Genomic DNA, 23487 nt, shown 5'->3' on the forward strand with positions numbered 1-23487 from the left:
GGGCTTTATTTCCAGCACCAATTTTTAAAACGGCCACACATAGAGTTCGTATTAAATTTAATATAGATAAAGATTCCTGCCCACGTTAGCACAAGAAATTAATGGAGTTCTTCATATGGTGAATTGCATAGAACGGTCTTGTTGAACGTAAGTAGCGTGGAATAGGGACGCTTTCTTGTCGGCTTAAACCATTTTCTTTCCTGGTTTCTAAAATTATACTTTTTCTATAATACCCGTTATTTGAGATGAACCGTTAGCTGCTACTGTTTAAACGTTTCTGCAATTGATTCAAATAATCCTCGTAATCATAAAACTTTTCTGCAACATCTATTTCTAACATTTTGTTCAAAATCTTCTTTGAATCACCTTTAATTTCGAGTTCTTCGAGTACTGTTATAATATGGTTTTGTATCTCCTTTTTGATAGTCTTTGTGTATTCAAAGTTTTCTCTTTTAGTCTTCCACACTTTTGAAAAAAACTTCGAAGGCTTTCTTTTTGTAAGGTCTTTTATCCAAATATCATTATCTAATGTCCCGTAAATTAGAATTTCACGATATTTTTCTGGCAACCAATTTGAATCAGAACTTAAAAGCCACACTAAACCTTCAAATGCATCAATGTGTGATCTTGAATAATTGGTATCATGCGCGTAAAAATATGTTCTTGCAATAGTACTTTTTGAATAATTGCCAAATTCTGGATGTCTTAACGCAATTATGTTTCCACAACTTGGTTTTTTATCTAATAAGGTACCTAATTCTCCATATGAAAAAATTATGTCTGAACGACTATCTTTTGTTTCTAGTAAATTATTGAAAACATCTTCAAATCCTTTATCAAATCCAGGAATTGTTAGTTGTGGAACATATAATGCTAATATTTCCGGATTTTGTCTTGCACAATCATAAAGTCCTGGCCATCTATGGATGAACTCATGAACTTTCTCAGGTGGGGTAATAGGATCAATATTTAATTCTTCCCCTTCAAAAGACCAATCAATTTGTAAAACTGTTGAAGCTATATTCAAACCCCTGTTTTTTCCAAAATCATTATCGGCATGAGGAAGCGGAAAAATCCATCTTTTAGTAGAATTTAAATCAGGATATTTCAAAAATTCCTTGTATTCGATCATATCTAACCACCATTCATCAGATATTATAGGTGTCTCTACATTTAGTTTACTTAAGTATTCTTTCGCAACAACAAGCGGACTTTGTTCAGGTTTAATCTTCTTAATCAAATCTATTACTAAGGAGTTAATTCCATTTAGGGAACTACCAGCTAATTTATCTGCTAAGGGAGGAGAAAATTTTGCAACTTCTTCAACGTTAACACGATGCCATATTGGTAGAATTAGATTCTTATTTTCTACCATTTCACGAAGATTTAATCCGTTTAACTCTCTTTTTGCCCAAGGCTTTTTAAAAAAGTTTGGGCTTAAAACTACAATTCCAAAGTTTGAATTTGCTAAACCTTCATCAATTTTTTGAGTTAGACTGTCACCAATTTTTAATGAAAATTCATCATACCATACTTCAATATGTTGCTTTTGAAGTATGTTAGCTAATGGTCTAACAAAATCATCTTTGTCTTCGCTTGCATGGCATATAAAAACATCATATTGCATATAAGAATTCTTAGGTTTCTATGTAAAGCTTGGTGCAAACAGTCTCGGTTATCGCAAGTTGCGGGAGTAAGGACGCGGACTTGTCAGCTTAGTTGTTTTCATAATTGGTCTCTAAAATAGCCATTTTCAGCAGAATACCCGTCTTTGTGATGAACCGACTTGGCTGTAGTGTTAAATGAGATTATTTCTAATGTAATCTTTTACTTCAATTACAAACGAATTATATTCTTTCAGTACTTCTCGTAATTCAAGCGTATGAAATTTTGGAGTTTTTTTTAAATCATTATAATTTAAACTTAGAGCAATTACTATAGGTGTTTCTGCACCTTGATAATTATGTATTTGTGAGTTGACAAATGAATGTTTGAATCCATTTGAAATTTCATTTATATTTTGAAGTAGAATTTTGAATTTTTCTATTTCTTCTATCTCAAAAGATGATTTGTTTAAGTATTCTCCAATTGAGCTTATTTTCAATTTTTTAGGATATTTATTATTCAATTTTTTATAGTTTAACAACCACATCAAACTTATTAATTCATCTGTGGTTTTTCTTATCCAATAAAAAATCTGTTCTGTATTAATTTTTTGTTCGTAAAGCTGATTTGAGTTTCCTACTGGAGTTATTTTTCTATGCTTATCAATTTCTTCAAAATCTTCAAATATTCTAATTATTAAATCATTCAAATAATCCATACGCAGCAACATTTCTACCCAGTTTAAGTTCAAATTGCCAAATGGTGTGTCAGCAGGTAACTCTATAAAATCATTTTTATGAATCGGAGCTTTGTGTTTCTTTAATCCTTCAATCAAGGGAATTGGTTGATTCATTTTTTAACGGGAATTATAAATTAACATTACTGCCAACGGGAGTCTGCGCAGCAACCCCGTTTTTTATAAAAATAGCAACTTCTGGTGTAGTTTAGGTCAATTAGGCGCAGTTTTGTTGAACTGCAATTTTGGGCGTTTAAGATTGGGAAGGTATATAAGAAGGGCATACAAGGGGCAGAATTGGACGGAAATGGGACTAAGCCCTTTGACGCCTGTTCTTTAGCTTTTTTGGTACAAGGATGGACATGAGTCTCCTAAGTAGTAATAGATCCTGAAATTCATTCCGAAAGCGACGCCGACTTACACATCCTACCACGCAATAGGCGAGGTTAATCATTTTCTTTCCTGGTTTCGAAAATTACGCTTTTTCTATAATACCCGGAATTTGAGATGAACCGCTGTTATAGCCAGTGGTTAGTTCCTCAATTCTCTATTAACCTACTGGTGGAGACGGAATATTATCAGATACTTCAGTCCAATATTCATAATTCTCATAAAACCAACATAGATGTTTTGATAATCCGTCAAGATCAGGAAAAATCGTCATTTGATTTACCCCAAGTTGATTTATTGTAAATAATAAGTCTCTTTTTAAGTTTTTAGGAATGATAATTTTATGTAAATCATCATTAGCAATTCCTCTTTTCAATTCTGTGTTAGGTCCGTTATGTATTGTAAAATACCCAAATTGATTTACCAATCGTGAATGAGAAGAATTAGGTTGAAGCATATCAACACTCCCTTTTGGACGATTAAAAGGATTTTTTAAGTCAGCAATACTTAAATATGATCTGGATTTATAAGCATATAATGAGCCATCTAAATCTTGATTTTCTGTACATGCAAAAAATACCGCAACTAAAGGATTATATGTCCAATCTAAAAGTCTTGTTGGTAAACCGGTGTGTTGTGCAATAGTTAATAATTCAATCTCAGATAAAGATTTATTATCTAAATAGGCGTAAGCTCTTCTTTTCCATTGCTTAAAAATATCTTTATCATTTCTTTTGTTGTATGGAGGTCTACCTACTTTAGGAATTAATAGCCAATTTGAGTCACTTTGTCCACGAAACTGGTAACGAGTTGTTTTTCTATAATCCTTTAAAATTTTGAATAAATCCTCAGTATTTTTTAAGTCTGATACTTTCATAAATTTTCGTTTACCATTGGCTATAACTCGTCGCGGTTATCGCAAGTTGCGGGAGTAAGGACGCGGATTTGTCGGCTTAACCATTTTCTTTCCTGGTTTCTAAAATTACACTTTTTAATCAAATGCCAGCTATTTGCAGTTTACTGATGTTGTGCCTTCGTTATTTTTCTTTAAGCGTAATAGTTATCATTTCTTTTATCTTATTTATGTTAATCAACATATTAGTTAGTGATCTTTTTACCATCTTATCTGTATAGCTTTTAAGTATTAAAGCACCTTCAAAAGACAAAATAATATCAGCAAACTTGTTTTCGATTTCCAATTCTTTAACTCTAGATGCCTGGAATACTAATCTTGGAATACGTTTAACGCAAGTAAGGACGTGGATTTGTCGGCTTAGTTGTTTATTACTTGATGTCTAAAATAGTACTTTTCACCAGATTGCCCGTTATTTGCGAAGAACCGATGTTGTGCCCAGTTAAATGCTGTATCTGGTTTTATTTTTCTCCCCTATTTTTTTAAATAATTTGAGTTCTACGCCTTTCTTCAAATCACGACTTGCTGTGGCTCCAGAAATATCTTTGAAAACTTCCATATAATCTTTTCTAGTAAATTCCCTTTTGTTTAATGATATAAAATATTCAAGTCGATCTTTCTCATTAAAAGTACGGTTATTGAAATTTAATAGTTCATCCAGGGATTTATTAATTACTCCCAACATATAGTCAATAAAAGCTGTTGAATTTCCAGCTTTATCACTGTCCGATAATGCTTTGTAATATTTCTCCTGGTCTTTGCTAATTAATGTTTCGAAAGGTATGTATTCAAAAGTTGGATATTTCTCCATCAATATTAAAGTCTGCCATAATCTACCCATTCTACCATTGCCATCTAAAAACGGATGTATAAATTCCATTTCATAATGAAAAACACAACTTTTTATTAATTCTATTTCTTTTGATGTTTTTAAGTAATTAAACAAGTCTTTCATTAAATAAGGAACATTTTCATAGGGCGGAGCAAAATGTTCTACTTGTGATCCTTTCATTATACCAACTCCTTGCTTTCTATATTTTCCGGCGTCTTCGATAAGATTATTCATTAAATGTTTATGGCATTCTAAGAATGACTTTTCATTTGATGGTTTATAATTTTCTAAATGTTCATAAATCTCAATCGCGTTTAAAACTTCTTTTACATCTTTTTTTGGACCAATAATTCTCTTATTTTCAAGCAAAGCAGTAATCTGTTCTTCAGTTAACGTGTTACCCTCAATTTTTAGGGAAGAATGAATAGTTTTAATTTTGTTTTCCTTTCTCAATTTAGGAGAAGGTTTGTATAAATAGTTTGCATTGATAGCTCCGACTTTTTCTGAAATAGAAGTTATTTCATTTAAAATATTAGGAGTAATATCGTAAGGTGGTTTCATTTGATACTATCATTTGATATTATCAAAGGTAAGATCATTTAAATATAATTCGAAGTAAAAATTACGATTTTTAATTGGGCACAACGGTTTCGGTTATCGCCAGTTGGCGGAGTAAGGGACGCGGATTTGTCCGTTTAGTATTGGTTTGTTGGTCAAGTTAATTATTTTCTTTCTAACGGTGCCGCTTATTGGCGATGAACCGTTGTTGTAACGCGTTATTGTTGCGAGAAACACGTTAAACAATATCCTTCTTCTTTGCTTATAACATTTCCTCTACATTCTTCATTCTCACAATCTGCTCTTTCTATGTCATATTGCCCATTGCAGATCATACATTCTATCTTTTCAGCTTCTGGACTATTCGGATTTAAAAATGACCATTTTGGAACTGATTCTACATCATCATTTTTAGTCAACCAATATGTGCAATTTGGACACAGGAACTTTCTACCCCTATAATCAATTGGTAAATAGTCGTTTAATTCTTTTTTGGATAGTGATTTTTTTATAAAATTCAATAATGTAAAGAAATAAGCTTCTTCTATATCCCAATCCCAATAGCCAAACATAGGTTCAGACTTAAATCTTGATCTAAAAAAATCTAACCAATAGGTATTATGGTAAAAAGCTGAAGTAAAAAATATGATATCCTTTACTATAGATTTATAATTCAAATCATTAAAACCTGTGCTATGCACTAATTTATTTCTTCTTATTCTTAAATCTTCAAACTTTTTTACGTAGGATTCTAAGTCGAAATTTTCAGATTCTACAGCACAAAATACTCCAAGGAGGTTTTCTCCTGAAATTGTAATTAATTCATCAAAATTTTTGTCTTTTCTATCAGGTAAGGTTGGCCAATCAGACTTATTATTTTCAAGTAATAATAAAGGACTTTTTTCGGTAACTTCCTTTTTCATTAAATATTCTACACCTTGAAATAGAACTATTAATGAAGTTCTTACGGTTATATCATTATAATTCCAATAATCTTTTTCAGGTACATCATCTTTAATTATTTCATCTTCACTGGCTTCTGAATAAGCGTTTGAAACTTTATAAAGCATTTCAAAGGACTTGTATATACAATCGAGTCCTAATTTTTCAAATTCTTGTGGTGTAGGTAAATCTTTAATCATAATAATGCGTTACAACGGTCTTGTATAACGCAAGTGGCGTGGAGTAAGGACGCGAACTTGTCGGTTTTGTTGTTTTTTAACTTGGTCTCTAAAATAGCACTTTTCAGCAAAATACCCGCTATTTGCTGTTATACGATGTTAGCTGCTGGTTTGTTTCTCCTCAAATGTATATTTTCCTAGTCTTAGAATACAAAAAAATACTAATAAAGCTGATTGATAATGGTAATCTGAAAACTGCAAAAATGAATGAGCAATATTGTTTCTGAGATTTTTGCCTTGATTAATATTAGTAAAAGTGTATTTAAATAGAGCAATATCTTTCTCTGTAAAATATTTCTTAGTTACCTCATTATCTAAAAGCTCTTCCAATAACTGCTCTTTTATCTCACCTCTTTTAGAAGTAGAAGTGTTTCCGCCAGAAAGCCTTATAAAATCCCTTAGAGCTCCTTCAAATTTTAATGTAAGCGAATCCAATGCAAGAATAAAGTTATTTATTTTGTTGGTGTTCATTAACACCGAAAGCTCAAATTGAGCAATTAAATTATGAATTCCAGGCGCAAGCATTGTTAACCAAGAAGAATTAGTATCAATTTCATTTTCAGTCATTCCTCTTTTAAACTTTAAACCATACCAAGAATGTTTTTCGAGAAAATCATAAATTTTATAATAATTGATTTTACCAGACCAAATACCTTCCACCATAACCTTGAGAAATAAACTGAAACATTTAGTTATATGTGATAATGTATAATTTTGGTTTATTTCACGTTTTAATTTTTCCGCCTCTTCGAGATCTTTGAAGTTACTATTTATATCAAATACACTTACGGAAAATAAGTATTGAAGAGATTGTTTTATTGTATTCTTGGAAAGTTCTTCATTTTGCTTTGGATCAACTAAAATATCCTCGTTAATTGCAAAAAAAGTTAGTATTTGTTCGGTTGGTAAATCAAGAATAGGTTTTGAAGTTAATTCTAGATATTTATTTAGCAATTCAGTTCCTTCTTCTCCTAGTTCCCAGTTGAATTTATTTAGCTTGGTTGTTTGCTTTAATTGATTGTATTCCTTTAATAATTCCTCTGCTTCATAACTCTTGCCTGCCATTTTTAGGTATTTAGCTTTTTTGCCCAGCGTAGTTATTTTTAAGAAATCCTTATCGTCTTGATGTTGTTCTAGTATTAAATCTTCATTTATAGCAAAATATTCGAAAAGTTTTTTGGCTGACAAACCTATTTTATTATAAAGCCTGACGCCAATATCCAAAATCATCTTATTTTGAGAATAGAAAGTAGGGTTTTTTAATTCCAACCAATCGAGTATTTCAAAAGCAATTTCCTTTAATTGCTTTGTAGAAAAAATGTTGCTTTCTAAAGTTGTTTCAAGTATACTCGCTTTAAACCAATTTGGTAATTCTTTTAAAAGATTAAGCGACAATGTCTGACACTCTTCTATACCTAGTTTGGATTTTTTAGAAATATATAAAACTGCGGAAAGTAGAATTGGTAATTCTCTGGCTTCTTCAACCTTAATTTTATTAATTGTTTTTATATAATTCAGTATTGCAATTTCTGCAAAATCATTATGCTTACTTTTTTGCCAGAGTAGATGAGAATATCTTGAAAGTAGCCAAGTATTTTTAGTTTCTTCTATTCTGTATTTTAAGTAATCTTGTTCCTCGTCAGTAATTTCAATTTTCTGTACCTTTCCTTTTAAATCAGTTGTTTGAACATTATTTAAAAGCTTTCCTTTATTAAGGTTGTAGTTTAATATTTTACGCTCAACTACAATTTTACTTTTCCAATCAACTTCTAAATTTTCAATAGGTTTTAGCTCCCTTTGTATATTCCATATGTTTAGAGAATTTAAGTTTTCAATAGAATCATAAAATTCTTCAACTTTCTCTGGAATATTCTTCATAGTTTGAAATTTTCTGCAAACTTGCAGCTAACTCGTTATATCCCAAACAAATTATAAATTTAATTCCCTACTCTCCCGGATAAACACAGTTTTTCTAAATTTAAATCAATAAAATAAATGGCAATTACGGAAGACCGTAGAGAGCATTTAAAACATCACCTTTTCAACCTAAAGAATTTTAAGGGTTTCTTAATTAACGATTATTCCCTCTCCAGGGTAAAAACACTATTTCATTTCAGAATAAATAACTTTAGTAATCATATCAGGCTCTATGTTTAATAAATTCGCAAGCCTTACAATCTCTCCTATTGTAAATTTATCTGGATGACTTAGTTTAGCCATATATCTACCGTAATTTATCCCTAATGATCTCGCTATTTTAGTTGGATATAATTCAGCAAGCGTATACATCTTTTTAATTCTTCCCGTCTCAAACATTGATCCTATGGACAGTAGGGTGGGGTCTTTATGGTGGTTGTCTGGTGTCATGGGGTATTTTATTAACCCTAAAATGACAACTAATTCATTTATGGTACTGATTAATATACTTATTATAAATTATAATTTGTATTTTCATTATAATGATTTACTTTTAGTAAATCATAGTTTACTAAAAGTAATTGAATGAAATATTCTTGGGAAAACGATAATTTCGAATTATTAAAACAAGGACATCCAGGCGCTTTGCGATATATACATGCCCGGTACAGCCGAATGGTCTATTGGCTGGGCAAGGGAATCATTAGCGATGATTTCGTGGTAGAAACTTTAGTACAGGATACCTTTTTAAAGCTATGGGCGAACCGGGATCATATAGAATCTGAAAAACATATGTTCTTCTTTCTTAGGATGGTGATGAAAAGGGAATGTTATACCTATTATACCTGTCCTAAACATAAGTTCTTTCGGAGAATAAATGCTTTGGAAAGTTATGAAAACTACCAGGATTATTTGGCAGGCTATGACCCCCTAAGGGATGCCGAGACTTTAAATGACCAGCAACGAAACCAGGAGGCTTTCGATAAGATCAAACGGGTTTTGCCATTATTAAGTGATAAAAGAAAACGCCTGATTGAACTCTGTTTAAAATATGGTTTTCAGTATAAAGCGATTGCCCGGGTAATGGACACCAGTATCACCCAAACCGGCAACGAAGTAAAAAGGGCTATTGCAGATATTAAAAACATCATCCACCAGGGAAGTACACTTGCAGCCAAGCCAAAGCCAGTAATAGCCGTAAAGATACAGGGTGAAATGACTGACGAACAGGAAAAGGTGTTGCAGCTGCGTACGGAAAAGCAATATTCCTTTGCTTCCATCGCTAAGGAGCTCAACCTTTCCCAAAAGGAAGTGCACGCAGCCTTTATGGCCGCCTATAAGCTCATGCAGGAGAAACAGCAGGAGCAATTAGAATCGGCGTAATATGGAAAAATCTACCATGAAACTCACCCGCAAGATCCAGCTGTTGATAGACCTGCCAACCAAAGAAGAACGTACAGAGGCAAAAACCAGGCTGTACCTGTGGCGGAACCGCTGCTACCGGGCAGCGAACCTTATTGTTTCCCACCTCTATGTGCAGGAGATGATTGAGGAATTCTTTTATTTATGCGAAGGTGTTAAGTATAAACTGGTTGATGAAAAGAAAGATGAAAATGGCATTTTAAATCGTTCCCGAACGAATACCACCTACCGGGTTATATCCAATCGTTTTAAAGGGGAAATTCCCACCAATATACTTTCTAATCTAAACCAAACCCTGATCTCCTCTTTCAATAAAAACAAACCGGAATACTGGAGTGGCGAACGCTCCTTAAAGAACTTCAGAAGGGATATGGCTTTTCCCTTTGATATGGAAGGGATTTGTGGATTACAATACGATGCAGACAAGAAAGCCTTTTGCTTTCGGTTTTTCTCCATCCCCGTAAAAACCTATTTGGGGAAAGATTTTAACGATAAGTGGGAATTGATGCATCAGCTTGTAAACGGAGAGATTAAAATGCGTACCTCCCATATCAAATTAAAAGAGGGCAAGATCTTTTTGTTAGCCGTGTTCGAATTCGAGAAGGAAAAGCATATCCTAAAACCGGAAGTGATCGCGGAAGCTACGTTGTCTCTGGAACATCCCATTGTGGTAAAAACCGGGAAGGCGAAACTCAGCATTGGCACCAGGGAAGAATTTCTATACCGAAGGCTGGCCATACAGGCCGCCCTGAAAAGAGCGAGGGTGGGGGTTAAATATTGCAAATCGGGAAAAGGACGTAAAAGAAAAACAAAAGCTATGACCAGGTTTCGGGATACCGAGCATAATTATGTAGACCATCGCCTGCATGTCTATAGTAGGGAGCTTATCAACTTCTGTATAAAAAACCAGGCGGGAACGCTTATTTTATTGGATCAACAGGAGAAAATAGAAATAGCCAAAGAGGAAGCCTTTGTGCTGAGGAATTGGAGTTATTATGAGCTGATGACCAAAATAAAATATAAGGCTGAGAAAGCAGGTATTGAACTAGTGATTGATTAGCCAATTATGAGGGTGCTTGTTAACCCGTAAGGTGAGGTCTACGGTGACACTCACTAAATGCGCCTAGCATATACAACGCGTGGGTAAGCTTATAATTAAAATTTCCCGGACTGAACCAATATAAAGTATTCCTGGCTCACAACTTATAACAGGGTGGATTTAATTTTGAGGGTGCCTGTACACCCGCAAGGTGAGGTCACTGACACTCATAAAATGTACATAGCATATACAGCGGACGTGAGCTCTTATTTATAAAAATATTCAGGCTGGCTACCAGAGCATTAAGGTTATGCAGTCTGGATTAATTTCTAAATCCTGGTATTTTGCATTCCAAAAAAGGAAGTACAGTGATGGCCGGGGAAAAAGTTTAATTAATCCAGGGAAGTAATAAAGGAATTTGAAGCGGGAAAAGATCATCCTACAAGGAATTTTGTTCCATTGAAGGCTTATCTTATTTAGGATTTTAAAATATGGGCCAAAATTTAATTAGATTTTTACTTTATAACTCAGTACTGGAATGGTAAAATTATTAAGATCTCCATTTTATTAAGTGTAAAAACAACAATTAAAAAAAATAATATTAAATTTAGCCAGAATTATAATTAATTGAGATGCAAAATAGTATACTTTACTCATGTAGACGATTAGGAATTATTGCTTTAATAAGCTTATTATTTTCCTGCTCTTCTTCAAATACTGAAAAGGAATATTCAAATTATTTATTCTCTTATTTTACTGGAAATGGGGAAGGTGAAGAAGCCGTTCACTATGCATTAAGTTCTGATGGCTACAATTATTATGCTCTGAATAAGAATAGACCTATCCTTGAAACCAGCGATATCAGTAAAGCGGGTGGAGTACGTGACCCTCATATTCTAAGGGGTGAAGATGGAAAGTTTTACATGGTACTTACCGATCTAAAATCTGCCGAAGGTTGGACCAATACTGCAATGCTTATGTTGAAGTCTGATGATTTAATAAACTGGGAATCTTCATTAATTGATATTCCTGAAACCTATTCAGATCAATTTTCTGATGTAAACAGGGTATGGGCTCCCCAAAGCTTTTATGATGAAGAAAAAGGCAAATACCTGGTTTATTTTTCCATGCTACAGCCAGGCAGTTATGATAAGATATATTACGCTTATGCAAATGAAGATTTCACAGGGCTTGAAGAAGCTCCACAACAATTGTTTTTCAATCCCAAGGAAAAGGCTACAATTGATGGAGATATCATCAAAAAAGATGGCAAATTTCATTTGTTCTATAAGACTGAAGGGGATAGTGATAAAGGTATCAAGGTCGCAATATCTGATAGCTTAACTGGTATTTATGAACCACTTTCCGGGAATGTTGATCAAACCGATAAGGCTGTGGAAGGTTCAGGTGTTTTTAAACTTTTAAATTCTGATAAATACATTCTGATGTACGATGTATATATGGATGGGGAATATCAGTTTGCCGAAAGTACGGACCTGAAAAATTTCAAGATTGTTGATGAGCAGATATCCATGAATTTTCATCCAAGACATGGTAGCGTTCTTCCAATTACAAAGGAGGAAACCGAAAGATTGTTAAATGCATTTCCTTCAAATAATATCCCTGGGATATCAACAGTGACTGGTGAAAATATTAAATCAAATAATGTTGTCATTGATGAGGAAAAAGGTTCCATATTTATTCCGGTAAAAGCGGGAACAGACTTATCTAATTTCGAGCCCGATTTTCAGATGATACAGGCTGAATCTATGAAGCCGGCAGGACCTCAGAACTTTGAAAACGGTGCCGTGACCTATACGCTTCAATCGGGAGATAAAAGTAAATCTTATAAAGTTTCTGTTTCCGTAAATAATAATCCTGTTGTTGAGGGTTACTATGCCGATCCGGAAATTTTATATTCCAATAAAACCAAAAAATACTATCTGTATCCAACCAGTGACGGATTCAACGACTGGTCCGGCACCTATTTCAGAACATTTTCTTCGGAAGACCTGGTAAACTGGAAAAAGGAAGATACCATTCTGGATCTGAAAAAAGATGTTTCCTGGGCCGATCGGAATGCCTGGGCACCGACCATTGCCGAAAAGAAAATAGACGGAAGCTATAAGTATTTCTACTATTTTACCGCGGCACAAAAGATAGGGGTTGCTGTCTCAGATAATCCCACCGGACCATTTAAAGATAGCGGGAAGCCGCTAATCGATTTCAAACCTGCCGGGGTTGAAGGAGGACAGGAAATAGATCCTGATGTATTCACCGACCCGAAAAGTGGCAAAAGTTATCTCTATTGGGGGAATAGTTATCTGGCCGTTGCCGAATTGAATCCGGACATGACCAGTATAAAGCGTGAAAGCATTAAAGTAATGACTCCAGACGAAACTTTTCGCGAAGGAGCTGAGGTTTTCTATAGGGATGGAAAGTATTATTTTCTTTGGTCTGAAGATGATACTCGTAGCCCCAATTATCGAGTGAGATATGCGACCTCAGATTCACCTTTAGGACTTTTAAATATTCCCGAAGATAATCTGGTGATCAAGAGGGATGATGAAAAGCAAATTTATGGAACCGGTCACAACTCAGTTTTAAATATACCCGGTACAGATGAATGGTATATTATTTATCACCGGTTTACCCGTCCTAAGGGCCTTGAGATGGGAAGAGCAGCTGGTTTTCATAGGGAAGTGAGTATTGATAATCTGGAATTTAAGGAAGATGGTAATATTGTGGAGGTTAAACCGACTTTGGAAGGAATTAAACTGGAATAAAGTTTAAAATATGAAATTAAGATTTCTAAGGTTTGTCACACTAGCGTTCTTTTTTAGTATCAGTGGTTGTGCGCAGGAAAAAGAAGAATTTCATTTTGATAACCCTTTGGCTCTGCAAAGAGCCGATCCTTTTGTGACCAAAGCTGAAGATGGTATATATTACTTTATTGCAACTGTTCCGGAATATGATCGTATTGAAATTAGAAAATCTGTGACGATCAATGGGATTAAGGAAGCTGAACCTGTAGTGATCTGGAGAAAACATGATAAAGGCCCAATGGGTAACCATATCTGGGCGCCGGAATTACATCGAATAAATGGAAAATGGTATATATATTTTGCTGCAGGTTCGGCTGAAGAAAAATGGAAAATCAGAATGTATGCCTTATCGAATGAGTCTAAAGATCCTACTAAGGGGCAATGGATAGAGGAAGGCCAGATTGTAAGTAACCGGGACGATTTTGCTCTGGATGCAACCACATTTAAATTATATGATCAACGCTATCTTATATGGACAGATAGGGCATCTGATACCATTGAGAACACCGGCCTATATATTGCAGAAATGACCAGTCCTACGACCCTGGCTGATAAGCAGGTGGTAATCTCTCAACCTGAATATGATTGGGAGATACAGGGACACCGGGTGAACGAAGGACCGTCCGCACTTATTAGAAACGGTAAAGTGTTTATAACATTTTCTGCCAGTGCTACCGATTCCAATTACGCGATAGGGTTGCTTTGGGCTGATGAGAATGCTGATCTTCTTGATTCGGCTTCCTGGCATAAATTACCAGAACCTGTATTTTTTAGCAATCCGGATCTTAAACGCTTTGGACCAGGTCATAATAGCTTTACCGTTTCCAAGGATGGAGAAACCGATATTATGATCTATCATGCCAGGAATTATAAAGAAATTGACGGGGAACCTTTATACGATCCTAACCGAAATACCAGGGCAAGGGTTTTAAAATGGACTAAAGACGGAATGCCCTTTTTTGGACAGGATCTGAGCGACAATGAAATGAGTTGGAAAGAACCGGAAAAGGCAAAGAAATAAGTATTCAAATCAATATAATTGAATACGAGATAGTAAGCCTCTGAACACATATTTCCAGTAGGTCGAGCCTCACAATTCTTTTCACTGGCCAATAGCTGAAATTCTACCGAAATTGGCAATCCTGATCTTTTAAAATTGAAGAGGATCGGGGAATGGAATATTACGTCGCTGTTACGATAAGTATAGGATGGTGCATCCTCCATCAACTCATCAATAAAACGGTATTTGAATTTTTAAACGATAGAGACTTCCCCCCGAAGTAGGTTTTGATGAGGTAAAATATTTCAGGAAGATCTTAAAAAAAACTAGGTAAAAATCCTTCAGAGTTCAAGAGCTAGAAATTTTTAATCTTCTATATTAATTCTATTACAGTTATTGCCCATAATAACCGAAGTAGGTTTACTTATTAAAATCGAGGCAATAGCTTTTTCAATACTTCTTAATAGCAAATAATCTCTTTTATTTCTCTGGGAGCCATAATTTTTTTCTTAAAAAATCTTACAATCTCTAAAAAATAAGTTCTGTAATTAAGAAATTTTTATATATTTGATTTTAATTGTAAAAAACACACTTATTAAAATAAATCATCCTTAATCCTTAACTGGTTTATTAATTACCAACTAGCTTAAAACTAATTTTATGAGAGGAATTTTTCGAATTGACTTAAAAAAGAAGGCAAAATGGCTTTTCATTTTTGTGTTTCCTTTACTTTGGCAGCCTCTTCTGGCTAATGATAATGCCCCTTTGGAATTGTTCCAGCAGGAGGTGACAGGAACCGTTGTTTCTACAAACATGCCTCTAGGTGGGGTTACGGTTATGATAAAAGGTAGTCAGCAGGGAACAGTTACCGATTTTGATGGTAATTACGAATTAACTGTGGACAGGCCAGATGCCATATTGGTATTTTCTTTCGTGGGATTTAAAACCATGGAAATACCTGTAAACGGACAGAATGTTATAAATGTAGAGCTCGAAGAAGATCTAGGTCAGCTTGACGAGGTTGTGGTGATTGGTTACGGTGAACAGGAGCGTAGCAATATTTCAGGAGCTGTTTCGGAAATTGCTTCAGAAGAATTAGAGCAAAATCCTGCACCTAACCTTACCAGTTCTTTGGTGGGCCAAACCGCCGGGATAATTGCTACGCAACGTTCAGGTTCCCCGGGTGACGATTATTCCAATATTTATATTCGTGGTATAGGTACTACTGGGGATGCAAGTCCAATTTTTGTAATTGACGGAATTGTTCGGGGGTATCGGGATTTCGAACAATTAAATGCCAACGAAATTGCGTCCTTATCCGTTTTGAAAGATGCGGCTAGTGCTGCTGTATTTGGTGTTAGAGGTGGTAACGGAGTAATTCTGGTGACCACTAAACGTGGAAGTGAAGGTAAAATGCAGATTAATTTATCAACGAGTCTGGGTATTCAGGAACGTACAAACTCCCCTGAGATCCTAGATTCCTATAGGTATGCTCAATTATATAACGAGGCATTAATAAATCAGGGGGATGACCCAATTTATACCCAGGAAGATCTGGATAAATATCTGAATGGTACTAATCCAGATACGCATCCAAATGTCGATTGGCTTTCGGTATTACAAAACACAGCCTTATTAAGAAAATACGGACTTTCTGCAAACGGAGGATCAGAAAGGGTTCAATATGCAGCATCTTTGAGCTTTCTGGACCAGGATGGTATTGTTCCTTCAAATAATTTCAAAAGATATAATTTTCGGTCGAACGTAGATGCTGATGTAACTGAAACCACCAGGCTATCTTTTGATATTTCGGGTCGTGATGACAGGACCAATAACGTGGCATCACCGGAATTATTCCGTTGGTTGACCAGTACTCCTCCCAATGAAATACCTATCAAATGGTCTAATGGCACATATTCCGGAGGCCCATCTTATCTGTCACTTCCGGAAAATGGTTACCGTAACAGAGCGATTATGGCTTTTAAAAGTAGGTTACAGTTAGTGCAACAGTTACCTGTAGAAGGTCTCTCCATAAAAGGGGTTGCTTCCTATGATAAAACTTTTACAGATCAGAAAAATTTCTTATATCCTCAAACTCCTAATTTCTCCAGGAATAGTGATGGGAGTTTTACAGAAGCACCAATAGGTAAGACTGAATTATATCAGGATCATAATGATTTCCAGTCTATAACCTTAGAAACACATTTAAATTATGATCAGGAATTTGGAGATTCTGATGTTTCAGCTTTATTACTTTACACTCAAACAGAGGAAAAATGGAATTTTATATCGGCATACCGTGATCAATTTACTATCGCAGTAGATGAACTTAATTTTGGAGGGGTAGATAACAGAACTAACGGAGGATACTCAGGTAGGAGTGCCAGACAAGGTGTAGTAGGTCGTTTAAACTGGACTTTCAAGAATCGATATATTCTGGAGGGTAGTTTTCGTGCAGATGCTTCTGAACAATTTGCTCCAGACAAGCGTTGGGGATTTTTTCCTTCCGTATCCTTTGGTTACTTAGTATCACGTGAGCCTTTCTTAGTGAATTCAGAAGTTATAGATTTCTTAAAATTCAGGGGATCTTATGGTGTCCTTGGGAATGACCGTATAGGGGGAGCCCGTTTGCTTTATCTTCAATCTTTTAATCAATCTGGAAATGCCGTTTTTGGTGATGGGCAGGTTCAGCCATCAATCAATGAAGGAAACCTGGCAAATCCTGATGTGACCTGGGAGACGGTAAAAAAACTCAATATAGGGGTTGATGCTACTTTGTGGGATAAGAAATTATCAGTAACTGTTGATTACTTTTATGATAAGCGAAGTGATATCTTAGGATACAGAAACTTATCGATTCCAAGTCTTCTTGGAGTAGGGCTTCCTGTTGAAAATCTATCGAAGGTTGATAACAAAGGATTTGAAGTAGTTCTGGGTCACCAAAATTCTATCGGGGATGATTTTCGATATTCCATAAGTGCCAACTTTACTTATGCCAGGAATGAGATCGTATATATAGATGAGCCGGAAACGGAAAACCCAAATATTAGAAGAACGGGTAGACCGCTTTATTCTCAGTTTGGATATAATGCATTAGGCCTTTTCCAGACTCAGGAAGAAGTTGACAATGCCGCTGAGCAGATTGGAAATACTGCTCCTGGGGATATTCGATATGAAGACATTAATGGTGATGGGGTGATCGACGACCTGGATAGAACATTTATCGGGACATCTAATACTCCTGAGATAATCTTCGGATTGAACGGAAGTTTTGATTATAAAAACTTTGAATTAAACTACCTTTTTCAGGGAGCTACGAATGTTAATCAGTATTATTCTGGTGAAGCCGCATGGCCTTTCTTTCTTGGTACCAGTGGGGCGTATGTGCAGAACCTAGATAGGTGGACACCTACAAACACCGATGCCAGTGAACCTCGAGTTCTAATTAACGCCGATAACAACCACGCAGGTTCATCATACTGGTTAAGAGACGCTACTTACGTGAGATTAAAAAATCTGGAATTAGCATACAATATTCCAGTTGATTCTTTTAAGAATAATTTCATTCAGGGAGCTAGGATTTACGTTAATGGTAATAACCTTTATACATGGACGGACATTGTAAATTTTGACCCTGAAAATGGGGACTCCAGAGGATGGTCTTATCCTCAAATGAGAATTTGGAATGTAGGAGTAAACTTAAATTTTTAAAAACTTTGTGATGAATAGAAATACAATGAAGCTAAGTTATCTAATTGGGGCATTGCTTTGCATTTTCACAATTATGAGTTGTCAAGAAGATTTTCTTGATCAGGTTCCTAAAGAATCCCTTACCGAAGAAACTGTTTGGACCGATCCACAGGGAGCAGTGCAATTCGTAAATGGTATTTATGGAGAAATGCCCTCTGGATTTGATCGTTGGTATGATGGCTGGGCAAAAGGACTTTATCTTTTGGATGGAGCATCAGATGATGGAGATGTAGCTATGGGCTGGACCCATTCAACACTTTTACAGAATGCAGAATTCCTGCCAAGTTATGTGCCATGGGGGAATATGTGGGGCAACTACTATAGTTTAATAAGAAAAGCTAATGTTGCTCTTGAAAATTTAGATCGTCTGGAAGAAGATCCCGAATTAGCTGAAAGATTAAAAGGGGAGGTTTATTTTCTTAGAGGAATGATGTATCATGAACTGTTAAGATTATTTGGTTTCAGATCTGAGGGCGCAGAGCCTACGGGTGTACCAATAATAACTACAGCCTTAGGACTTGAAGATGACCTTCAAATTCCCAGATCTACTTATAACGAAGTAGTTGATTTAATTGTAAGTGATCTGGACAAAGCTGCGGAAATTCTTCCGGCTAAAGGAGAGATTGAAGCTGGTCGTGCGACTTCAGGTGCTGCAATGGCCTTTAAAGGAAGAGTTCTTCTTTACGCCGAAAAATGGCAGGAATCTGCTAATGCCAGTAATGAAGTAATTGGTACAAATTATTCTCTTTTTCCTGACTATAAAACATTATTCTTAACTAAAAATAACCAGGAGGTTATTTTCGCAAAGAAATTTCTTTACCCAGATAAGCATCATCAGTCAAATGCCGGTGGTACTCAAAATGCCGGCTGGGATGTATATAATTCTCCTGAATCCTTCCGTGGGACAAGCGATGGCGGTTGGGGAGGCAATCTACCAACCCAGAACTTTGTAGATTCCTATGATATGGTGGATGGCCAACCACAGGATGAATCTCCCTTGTATGACCCGGAAAATCCTTGGGATAACTTGGATCCGCGTTTCGAAGCTACCGTTGTACATAACGGGGCTACATTCAGAGGCAGGGAAGTGGAATTATTTGTGGGAGGTAGAGATATAAATTTTATTCATACAGGTTATTTCCTTAGAAAATTTCATAATGAAGATCTGGTTATTTACTCTCAATCAAGTGACCAGGATTGGATTTTTATGAGATATGCTGAAGTTTTACTGAATTATGCAGAAGCTCAGAATGAAGCCACGGGGCCGGATGGAACGGTTTACGATGCGATCAATTCCATTAGAAGTAGAGCAGGAATGCCAGATCTACCTCAGGGACTTACCAAGGATTCAATGAGAGAAGAAATTAGAAATGAAAGAAGGATTGAACTTGCTTTTGAGGAACACAGATTTTTTGATATTAGAAGATGGAGGATTGCGGAGGATTTATTGAACGGTCCATTATTAGGGATGAAAATAACAAGAAATGAAGATGGTTCATTTACCTACGAGAAGGACGAATTTGAACAACGAAATTTTCCTTATAAATTATATGTTCTTCCCATTCCCCAGGATGAAATCGATAAAAATCCTGAAGCAGAACAAATTCTCGGATGGTAAGATTTTAAATTCTTGAATTATTTTAAAAGGGTTGCTATTGATGTCTGAATTAGTCTGACTGAAAAAATAGCAATCCTTTTTATTTTTTTGAATACTACCGGTAAGACAAAGCCGAAAAAATTAACTTACCTATGAATGTTTAATTTGTCATATCAAATTTGATAAAAAGAATTAATTTAAATCGAAACTTATAAAATATGGTGCCGATTAAAAGCAATCTTCGAATTCTCCTTATCTGCTTATTTGTTGTGGGCTGTGGAAATGAAGACAAAGAGAATACCATGTTTGAATCTTTAGGATCTTCTGAAACAGGAATTGATTTCACTAATGAGATTATTGAAACAGAGGAGTTGAATGTGATGCAATATGAATATATGTATAATGGTGCAGGGGTAGGGGTAGGAGATTTTAATGATGACCAGCTTCCTGATCTTTATTTTACTTCAAATACAGGAGAAAATAATCTTTATCTTAATAAAGGAAATTTTAAGTTTCAAAATATAACAGCTTTATCCGGCACTTCAGGTAAGGAAGGCTGGAAGACAGGTGTTGCTATTGCAGATGTAAATGCAGATGGTTTACTGGATATTTACGTATGTTATTCAGGATTGGGCAGCAAAAAAAATCGATCAAATCAATTATTTATAAACAAGGGACCAAATAAAGATGGGATTCCTCAATTTAAAGACGAGGCAAAAGATTTTGGCCTCGAGGCAGAAGGGAGCTTTAGTACACAGGCAGTCTTTTTTGATTATGATTTGGATGGAGATCTTGATATGTTTTTATTGAATCATTCAAAAGAATACTACTCCCCATTTTACAATAGCACCAAACTTCGAAATACCAGGCATCCTTATTTCGGGAATGCTCTGTACCGCAATAATAATGGAACTTTTCAAAATGTTAGTGAAAAAGCAGGTATTCATGGTAGCGGATTGAATTTTGGATTGGGAGTTTCCATAAGTGATATTAATGAGGATAATTGGCCAGATATTTATATTTCCAATGATTATGTGGAGCAGGATTTCTTTTACCTGAATAATAAAGATGGAACATTTACGGATGTTTCTAAGAATTCCTTTGGACATATATCTCAATTTTCCATGGGAAACAATGCCGCCGATTTGAATAATGACGGACATGTAGACCTGGTAACTTTAGATATGCTTCCCGAAGATAATTACAGGCAAAAAATTTTAAAAGGTGCTGATGAATATGATAAATATCACCTGGCTATAGATAGTGGATATCATAAGCAGCAAATGCGAAACATGTTACAGCTTAACCGGGGGATAGATACATTAGGTATACCGCAATTTAGTGAGATAGGGCAGTTGTCTGGAATTTCGAATACCGATTGGAGCTGGGCACCGCTTATTGCCGATTTTAATAATGATGGTATCAAGGATATTTTCATAACCAATGGATATTTAAGAGATTATACCAACAGAGACTTTATGAAATTTGAAGTCAATACGGCAGTAGCAAAAGTGAGAAAGCAAGGTGGAGATTTATTCGGCGACAAGGGAAAAGAAAAATATTCAGATGTTATTTTTGAACTGATTAAAAAAATGCCTTCTACCAAGATTTCAAACTATATGTTTGAGAATCAAAATGGGATGATTTTTAAAAACGTGGCAGAGAAATGGGGAGTATCCACGCCCTCAGTTTCAACAGGGGCCGCCTATGCCGATCTGGACAATGACGGAGATTTAGATTTGATTGTTTCCAATACTAACGACCCGGTTGCTATTTACAGAAATCATGTTGATAAAAAGAAAAATAATTACCTTAAAATAAAACTAAAAGGCGACGGTAAAAATACGTATGCTTTGGGTTCTAAAGTTTGGGTGAAAACCGATTCGTCTATACAATTCCTTGAAAATTATAATGTTCGGGGCTATCAGTCTTCTGTGGATCCTGTCCTTTTCTTTGGACTGGGAAAATCTAAAAATGCAGAAATAAAAATTCAATGGCCAGATGGTCGTATAACTACTGTAAACAATGTAAAACCGAATAAGTTTCTTCAGTTTGATCAGTCTAAATCTGTTTCTAAGGAAACTGAAACCAGGATTTTACCGAATAAAATTTTCCAAGAAATAAAGAATTCGGGAATTAATTTTAAGCATATAGAAAATAAATATATAGATTTTAAAGTGAATCGCCTGGCACTGAAACAGAGCTCTATGTCTGGACCGAAAATATCTGTTGGGGATGTAAATGGAGATGGTAACGACGATTTGTTTATAGGAGGTTCCATTGGTCAGCCGGACGTATTATTCATTTCTGATATTTCAGGCCACTTTACCAATGCTAATGAAAAGTTTTGGGCCTCAACTAAAGCTATGGAAACTACTGGCTCCACATTTTTTGACGCTGATCGTGATGGAGATATGGATTTATACGTTGTGAGTGGGGGTAGTCAGGTTGATGATGATCCATCAGGTTTGATGGACAGGCTATATATAAATGATGGACAGGGGAATTTCAGTCTGGTTGGTGATCATGTTTTGCCACCGGCTTATTCTAATGGTAGTGTTGTAACTGCGGGAGATTTTGATCGTGATGGAGATGATGATCTTTTTGTTGGTGGCGGGAGCAAACCCGGCAGCTATCCAGATTCTTCCCTGGGGGGTATACTTAGGAATGATAGTGATGCTAATGGGATCAGTTTTACGATCGCTACTAAAGAGGTCAATTCAGAATTGAGACAACCCGGTTTGGTAACCGATGCCCTCTGGGAAGATATCAATGGAGATGAATGGTTAGATCTTATACTCATAGGAGAATGGATGCCCATAAGGATCTTTATTAACGAAAAGGGTATCCTAGCAGAGAAAACAAAAGAATACGGACTCGAAAAAAGCAACGGGCTCTGGCAGAGCATGGAAAGAGCAGATATGGATGGTGATGGAGATATCGATTTCATAGTTGGTAATATGGGATCTAACCTCCCTTTCAAGGTTTCTGAAGAAGAACCGCTTGAAGCCTATATTGGTGATTTTACTGGAGAAGGAGTGAACAGTTCTGTGATTAGCAACTATATTCAGGGAGATCGTTATCCTATCGCAAACTTAGATGAGTTACAGGATGCTTTTCCCTTGATAAAAAAGAAATTTCTAAAGTACGAGCAATATGCTACCGCAACATTAAAAGATATTTTTACTGAAGAAAAGTTGAATAAGGCAAAACATTTAAATGTTTTTCAACTTAAGAGCCTTTATTTGGAGAATATGGGTGGGCATTTCAGAATGCATATATTACCGTTAGAAGTGCAGTTTTCTGCTATTCAGGGAATCATTGTTAAAGATTTCACTGGGGATGGCATAAAGGATGTCTTCTTAGCAGGAAACTATTATCCTTTTAAAGTAGAATACGGTCCCAGTGATGCCGGAAAAGGCCTATTATTGAGAGGAAATGGGGCAGGTGAATTTAAGACGATCAAAAATGATGAATTAGGGGTATGGGTTGATGGAGACGTGAGGGATGCTGAAATATTAAACCATAAAAATGATACTTATATAATTGTATCAAAAAACAGTGATAGTATACAAATATTAAGATGTATCAAGTAATCTTATTGATTCTCCGCTCAATGAAGGGCTTATATCCTAGTGAGTAAATATATCCCATGTTGATGGAGCTGGACTTAATAATTTATCTTATATATGACCTGGTGATGGAGTCAAAAAGAGATTTAG

The 23487-nt window shown here is 35.5% G+C and carries 14 protein-coding genes; 7 read left to right on the top strand and 7 right to left on the bottom strand.

Going from position 1 to position 23487, the window contains the following annotated elements:
* Positions 1-253: 253 nt before the first annotated feature.
* The 7 genes from DHD80_RS14685 to DHD80_RS14715 all read right to left on the bottom strand — a co-directional run bounded on the left by DHD80_RS14685 (position 254) and on the right by DHD80_RS14715 (position 8582).
* Entirely contained in the window at positions 254-1627 is a 1374-nt protein-coding gene (locus DHD80_RS14685; RefSeq protein ID WP_251742213.1) for a toll/interleukin-1 receptor domain-containing protein, read from the bottom strand.
* Positions 1628-1798: 171 nt separating this feature from the next.
* Positions 1799-2458, bottom strand: a complete 660-nt coding sequence (locus tag DHD80_RS14690; protein ID WP_251742214.1) for a hypothetical protein — start codon at positions 2456-2458, stop codon at positions 1799-1801.
* A 433-nt stretch (positions 2459-2891) separates the two neighbouring features.
* Complete coding sequence (locus tag DHD80_RS14695) at positions 2892-3608, bottom strand: FRG domain-containing protein (protein WP_251742215.1); 717 nt, start codon at positions 3606-3608, stop codon at positions 2892-2894.
* A gap of 478 nt (positions 3609-4086) precedes the next feature.
* On the bottom strand, positions 4087-5037 hold the full coding sequence (locus DHD80_RS14700; protein WP_251742216.1) for a Fic family protein: 951 nt from the start codon (positions 5035-5037) through the stop codon (positions 4087-4089).
* Between the two features lie 215 nt (positions 5038-5252).
* Positions 5253-6176, bottom strand: a complete 924-nt coding sequence (locus DHD80_RS14705; RefSeq protein ID WP_251742217.1) for a hypothetical protein — start codon at positions 6174-6176, stop codon at positions 5253-5255.
* A gap of 138 nt (positions 6177-6314) precedes the next feature.
* Positions 6315-8093 (bottom strand): DUF4209 domain-containing protein, encoded by a 1779-nt coding sequence (locus tag DHD80_RS14710; protein ID WP_251742218.1) that lies wholly within the window; start codon positions 8091-8093, stop codon positions 6315-6317.
* A gap of 225 nt (positions 8094-8318) precedes the next feature.
* Positions 8319-8582: a hypothetical protein gene (locus DHD80_RS14715; RefSeq protein WP_251742219.1), complete on the bottom strand. Its 264-nt coding sequence runs from the start codon at positions 8580-8582 to the stop codon at positions 8319-8321.
* 135 nt (positions 8583-8717) lie between these two features.
* Between DHD80_RS14715 and DHD80_RS14720 the strand changes: the two genes are divergently transcribed.
* The 7 genes from DHD80_RS14720 to DHD80_RS14750 all read left to right on the top strand — a co-directional run bounded on the left by DHD80_RS14720 (position 8718) and on the right by DHD80_RS14750 (position 23361).
* A complete protein-coding gene (locus tag DHD80_RS14720; protein ID WP_251742220.1) occupies positions 8718-9515 on the top strand; it encodes a sigma-70 family RNA polymerase sigma factor in 798 nt (265 codons plus the stop codon).
* A gap of 1 nt (position 9516) precedes the next feature.
* Positions 9517-10614, top strand: coding sequence for a hypothetical protein (locus DHD80_RS14725; RefSeq protein WP_251742221.1), 1098 nt, complete (start codon positions 9517-9519; stop codon positions 10612-10614).
* 611 nt (positions 10615-11225) lie between these two features.
* A complete protein-coding gene (locus DHD80_RS14730) occupies positions 11226-13379 on the top strand; it encodes a family 43 glycosylhydrolase (RefSeq protein WP_251742222.1) in 2154 nt (717 codons plus the stop codon).
* A gap of 10 nt (positions 13380-13389) precedes the next feature.
* On the top strand, positions 13390-14439 hold the full coding sequence (locus DHD80_RS14735) for a glycoside hydrolase family 43 protein (RefSeq protein WP_251742223.1): 1050 nt from the start codon (positions 13390-13392) through the stop codon (positions 14437-14439).
* A 639-nt stretch (positions 14440-15078) separates the two neighbouring features.
* On the top strand, positions 15079-18129 hold the full coding sequence (locus DHD80_RS14740; RefSeq protein ID WP_251742224.1) for a TonB-dependent receptor: 3051 nt from the start codon (positions 15079-15081) through the stop codon (positions 18127-18129).
* Positions 18130-18139: 10 nt separating this feature from the next.
* Positions 18140-19786 carry a RagB/SusD family nutrient uptake outer membrane protein gene (locus DHD80_RS14745; RefSeq protein ID WP_251742225.1) on the top strand — a complete coding sequence of 549 codons (1647 nt, stop codon included), beginning with the start codon at positions 18140-18142 and terminating at the stop codon, positions 19784-19786.
* Between the two features lie 197 nt (positions 19787-19983).
* On the top strand, positions 19984-23361 hold the full coding sequence (locus tag DHD80_RS14750) for a VCBS repeat-containing protein (RefSeq protein WP_251742226.1): 3378 nt from the start codon (positions 19984-19986) through the stop codon (positions 23359-23361).
* Positions 23362-23487 lie beyond the last annotated feature (126 nt).

The sequence above is a fragment of the Gramella sp. AN32 genome (assembly GCF_023718305.1).
Taxonomy (GTDB): Bacteria; Bacteroidota; Bacteroidia; order Flavobacteriales; family Flavobacteriaceae; genus Christiangramia; species Christiangramia antarctica.

Bases quoted from the DNA above. Each gene is read 5' to 3' on its own strand.
- DHD80_RS14685 (WP_251742213.1), bottom strand. From the start codon at position 1,627: ATGCAATATGATGTTTTTATATGCCATGCAAGCGAAGACAAAGATGAT.
- DHD80_RS14690 (WP_251742214.1), bottom strand. From the start codon at position 2,458: ATGAATCAACCAATTCCCTTGATTGAAGGATTAAAGAAACACAAAGCT.
- DHD80_RS14695 (WP_251742215.1), bottom strand. From the start codon at position 3,608: ATGAAAGTATCAGACTTAAAAAATACTGAGGATTTATTCAAAATTTTA.
- DHD80_RS14700 (WP_251742216.1), bottom strand. From the start codon at position 5,037: ATGAAACCACCTTACGATATTACTCCTAATATTTTAAATGAAATAACT.
- DHD80_RS14705 (WP_251742217.1), bottom strand. From the start codon at position 6,176: ATGATTAAAGATTTACCTACACCACAAGAATTTGAAAAATTAGGACTC.
- DHD80_RS14710 (WP_251742218.1), bottom strand. From the start codon at position 8,093: ATGAAGAATATTCCAGAGAAAGTTGAAGAATTTTATGATTCTATTGAA.
- DHD80_RS14715 (WP_251742219.1), bottom strand. From the start codon at position 8,582: ATGACACCAGACAACCACCATAAAGACCCCACCCTACTGTCCATAGGA.
- DHD80_RS14720 (WP_251742220.1), top strand. From the start codon at position 8,718: ATGAAATATTCTTGGGAAAACGATAATTTCGAATTATTAAAACAAGGA.
- DHD80_RS14725 (WP_251742221.1), top strand. From the start codon at position 9,517: ATGGAAAAATCTACCATGAAACTCACCCGCAAGATCCAGCTGTTGATA.
- DHD80_RS14730 (WP_251742222.1), top strand. From the start codon at position 11,226: ATGCAAAATAGTATACTTTACTCATGTAGACGATTAGGAATTATTGCT.
- DHD80_RS14735 (WP_251742223.1), top strand. From the start codon at position 13,390: ATGAAATTAAGATTTCTAAGGTTTGTCACACTAGCGTTCTTTTTTAGT.
- DHD80_RS14740 (WP_251742224.1), top strand. From the start codon at position 15,079: ATGAGAGGAATTTTTCGAATTGACTTAAAAAAGAAGGCAAAATGGCTT.
- DHD80_RS14745 (WP_251742225.1), top strand. From the start codon at position 18,140: ATGAATAGAAATACAATGAAGCTAAGTTATCTAATTGGGGCATTGCTT.
- DHD80_RS14750 (WP_251742226.1), top strand. From the start codon at position 19,984: ATGGTGCCGATTAAAAGCAATCTTCGAATTCTCCTTATCTGCTTATTT.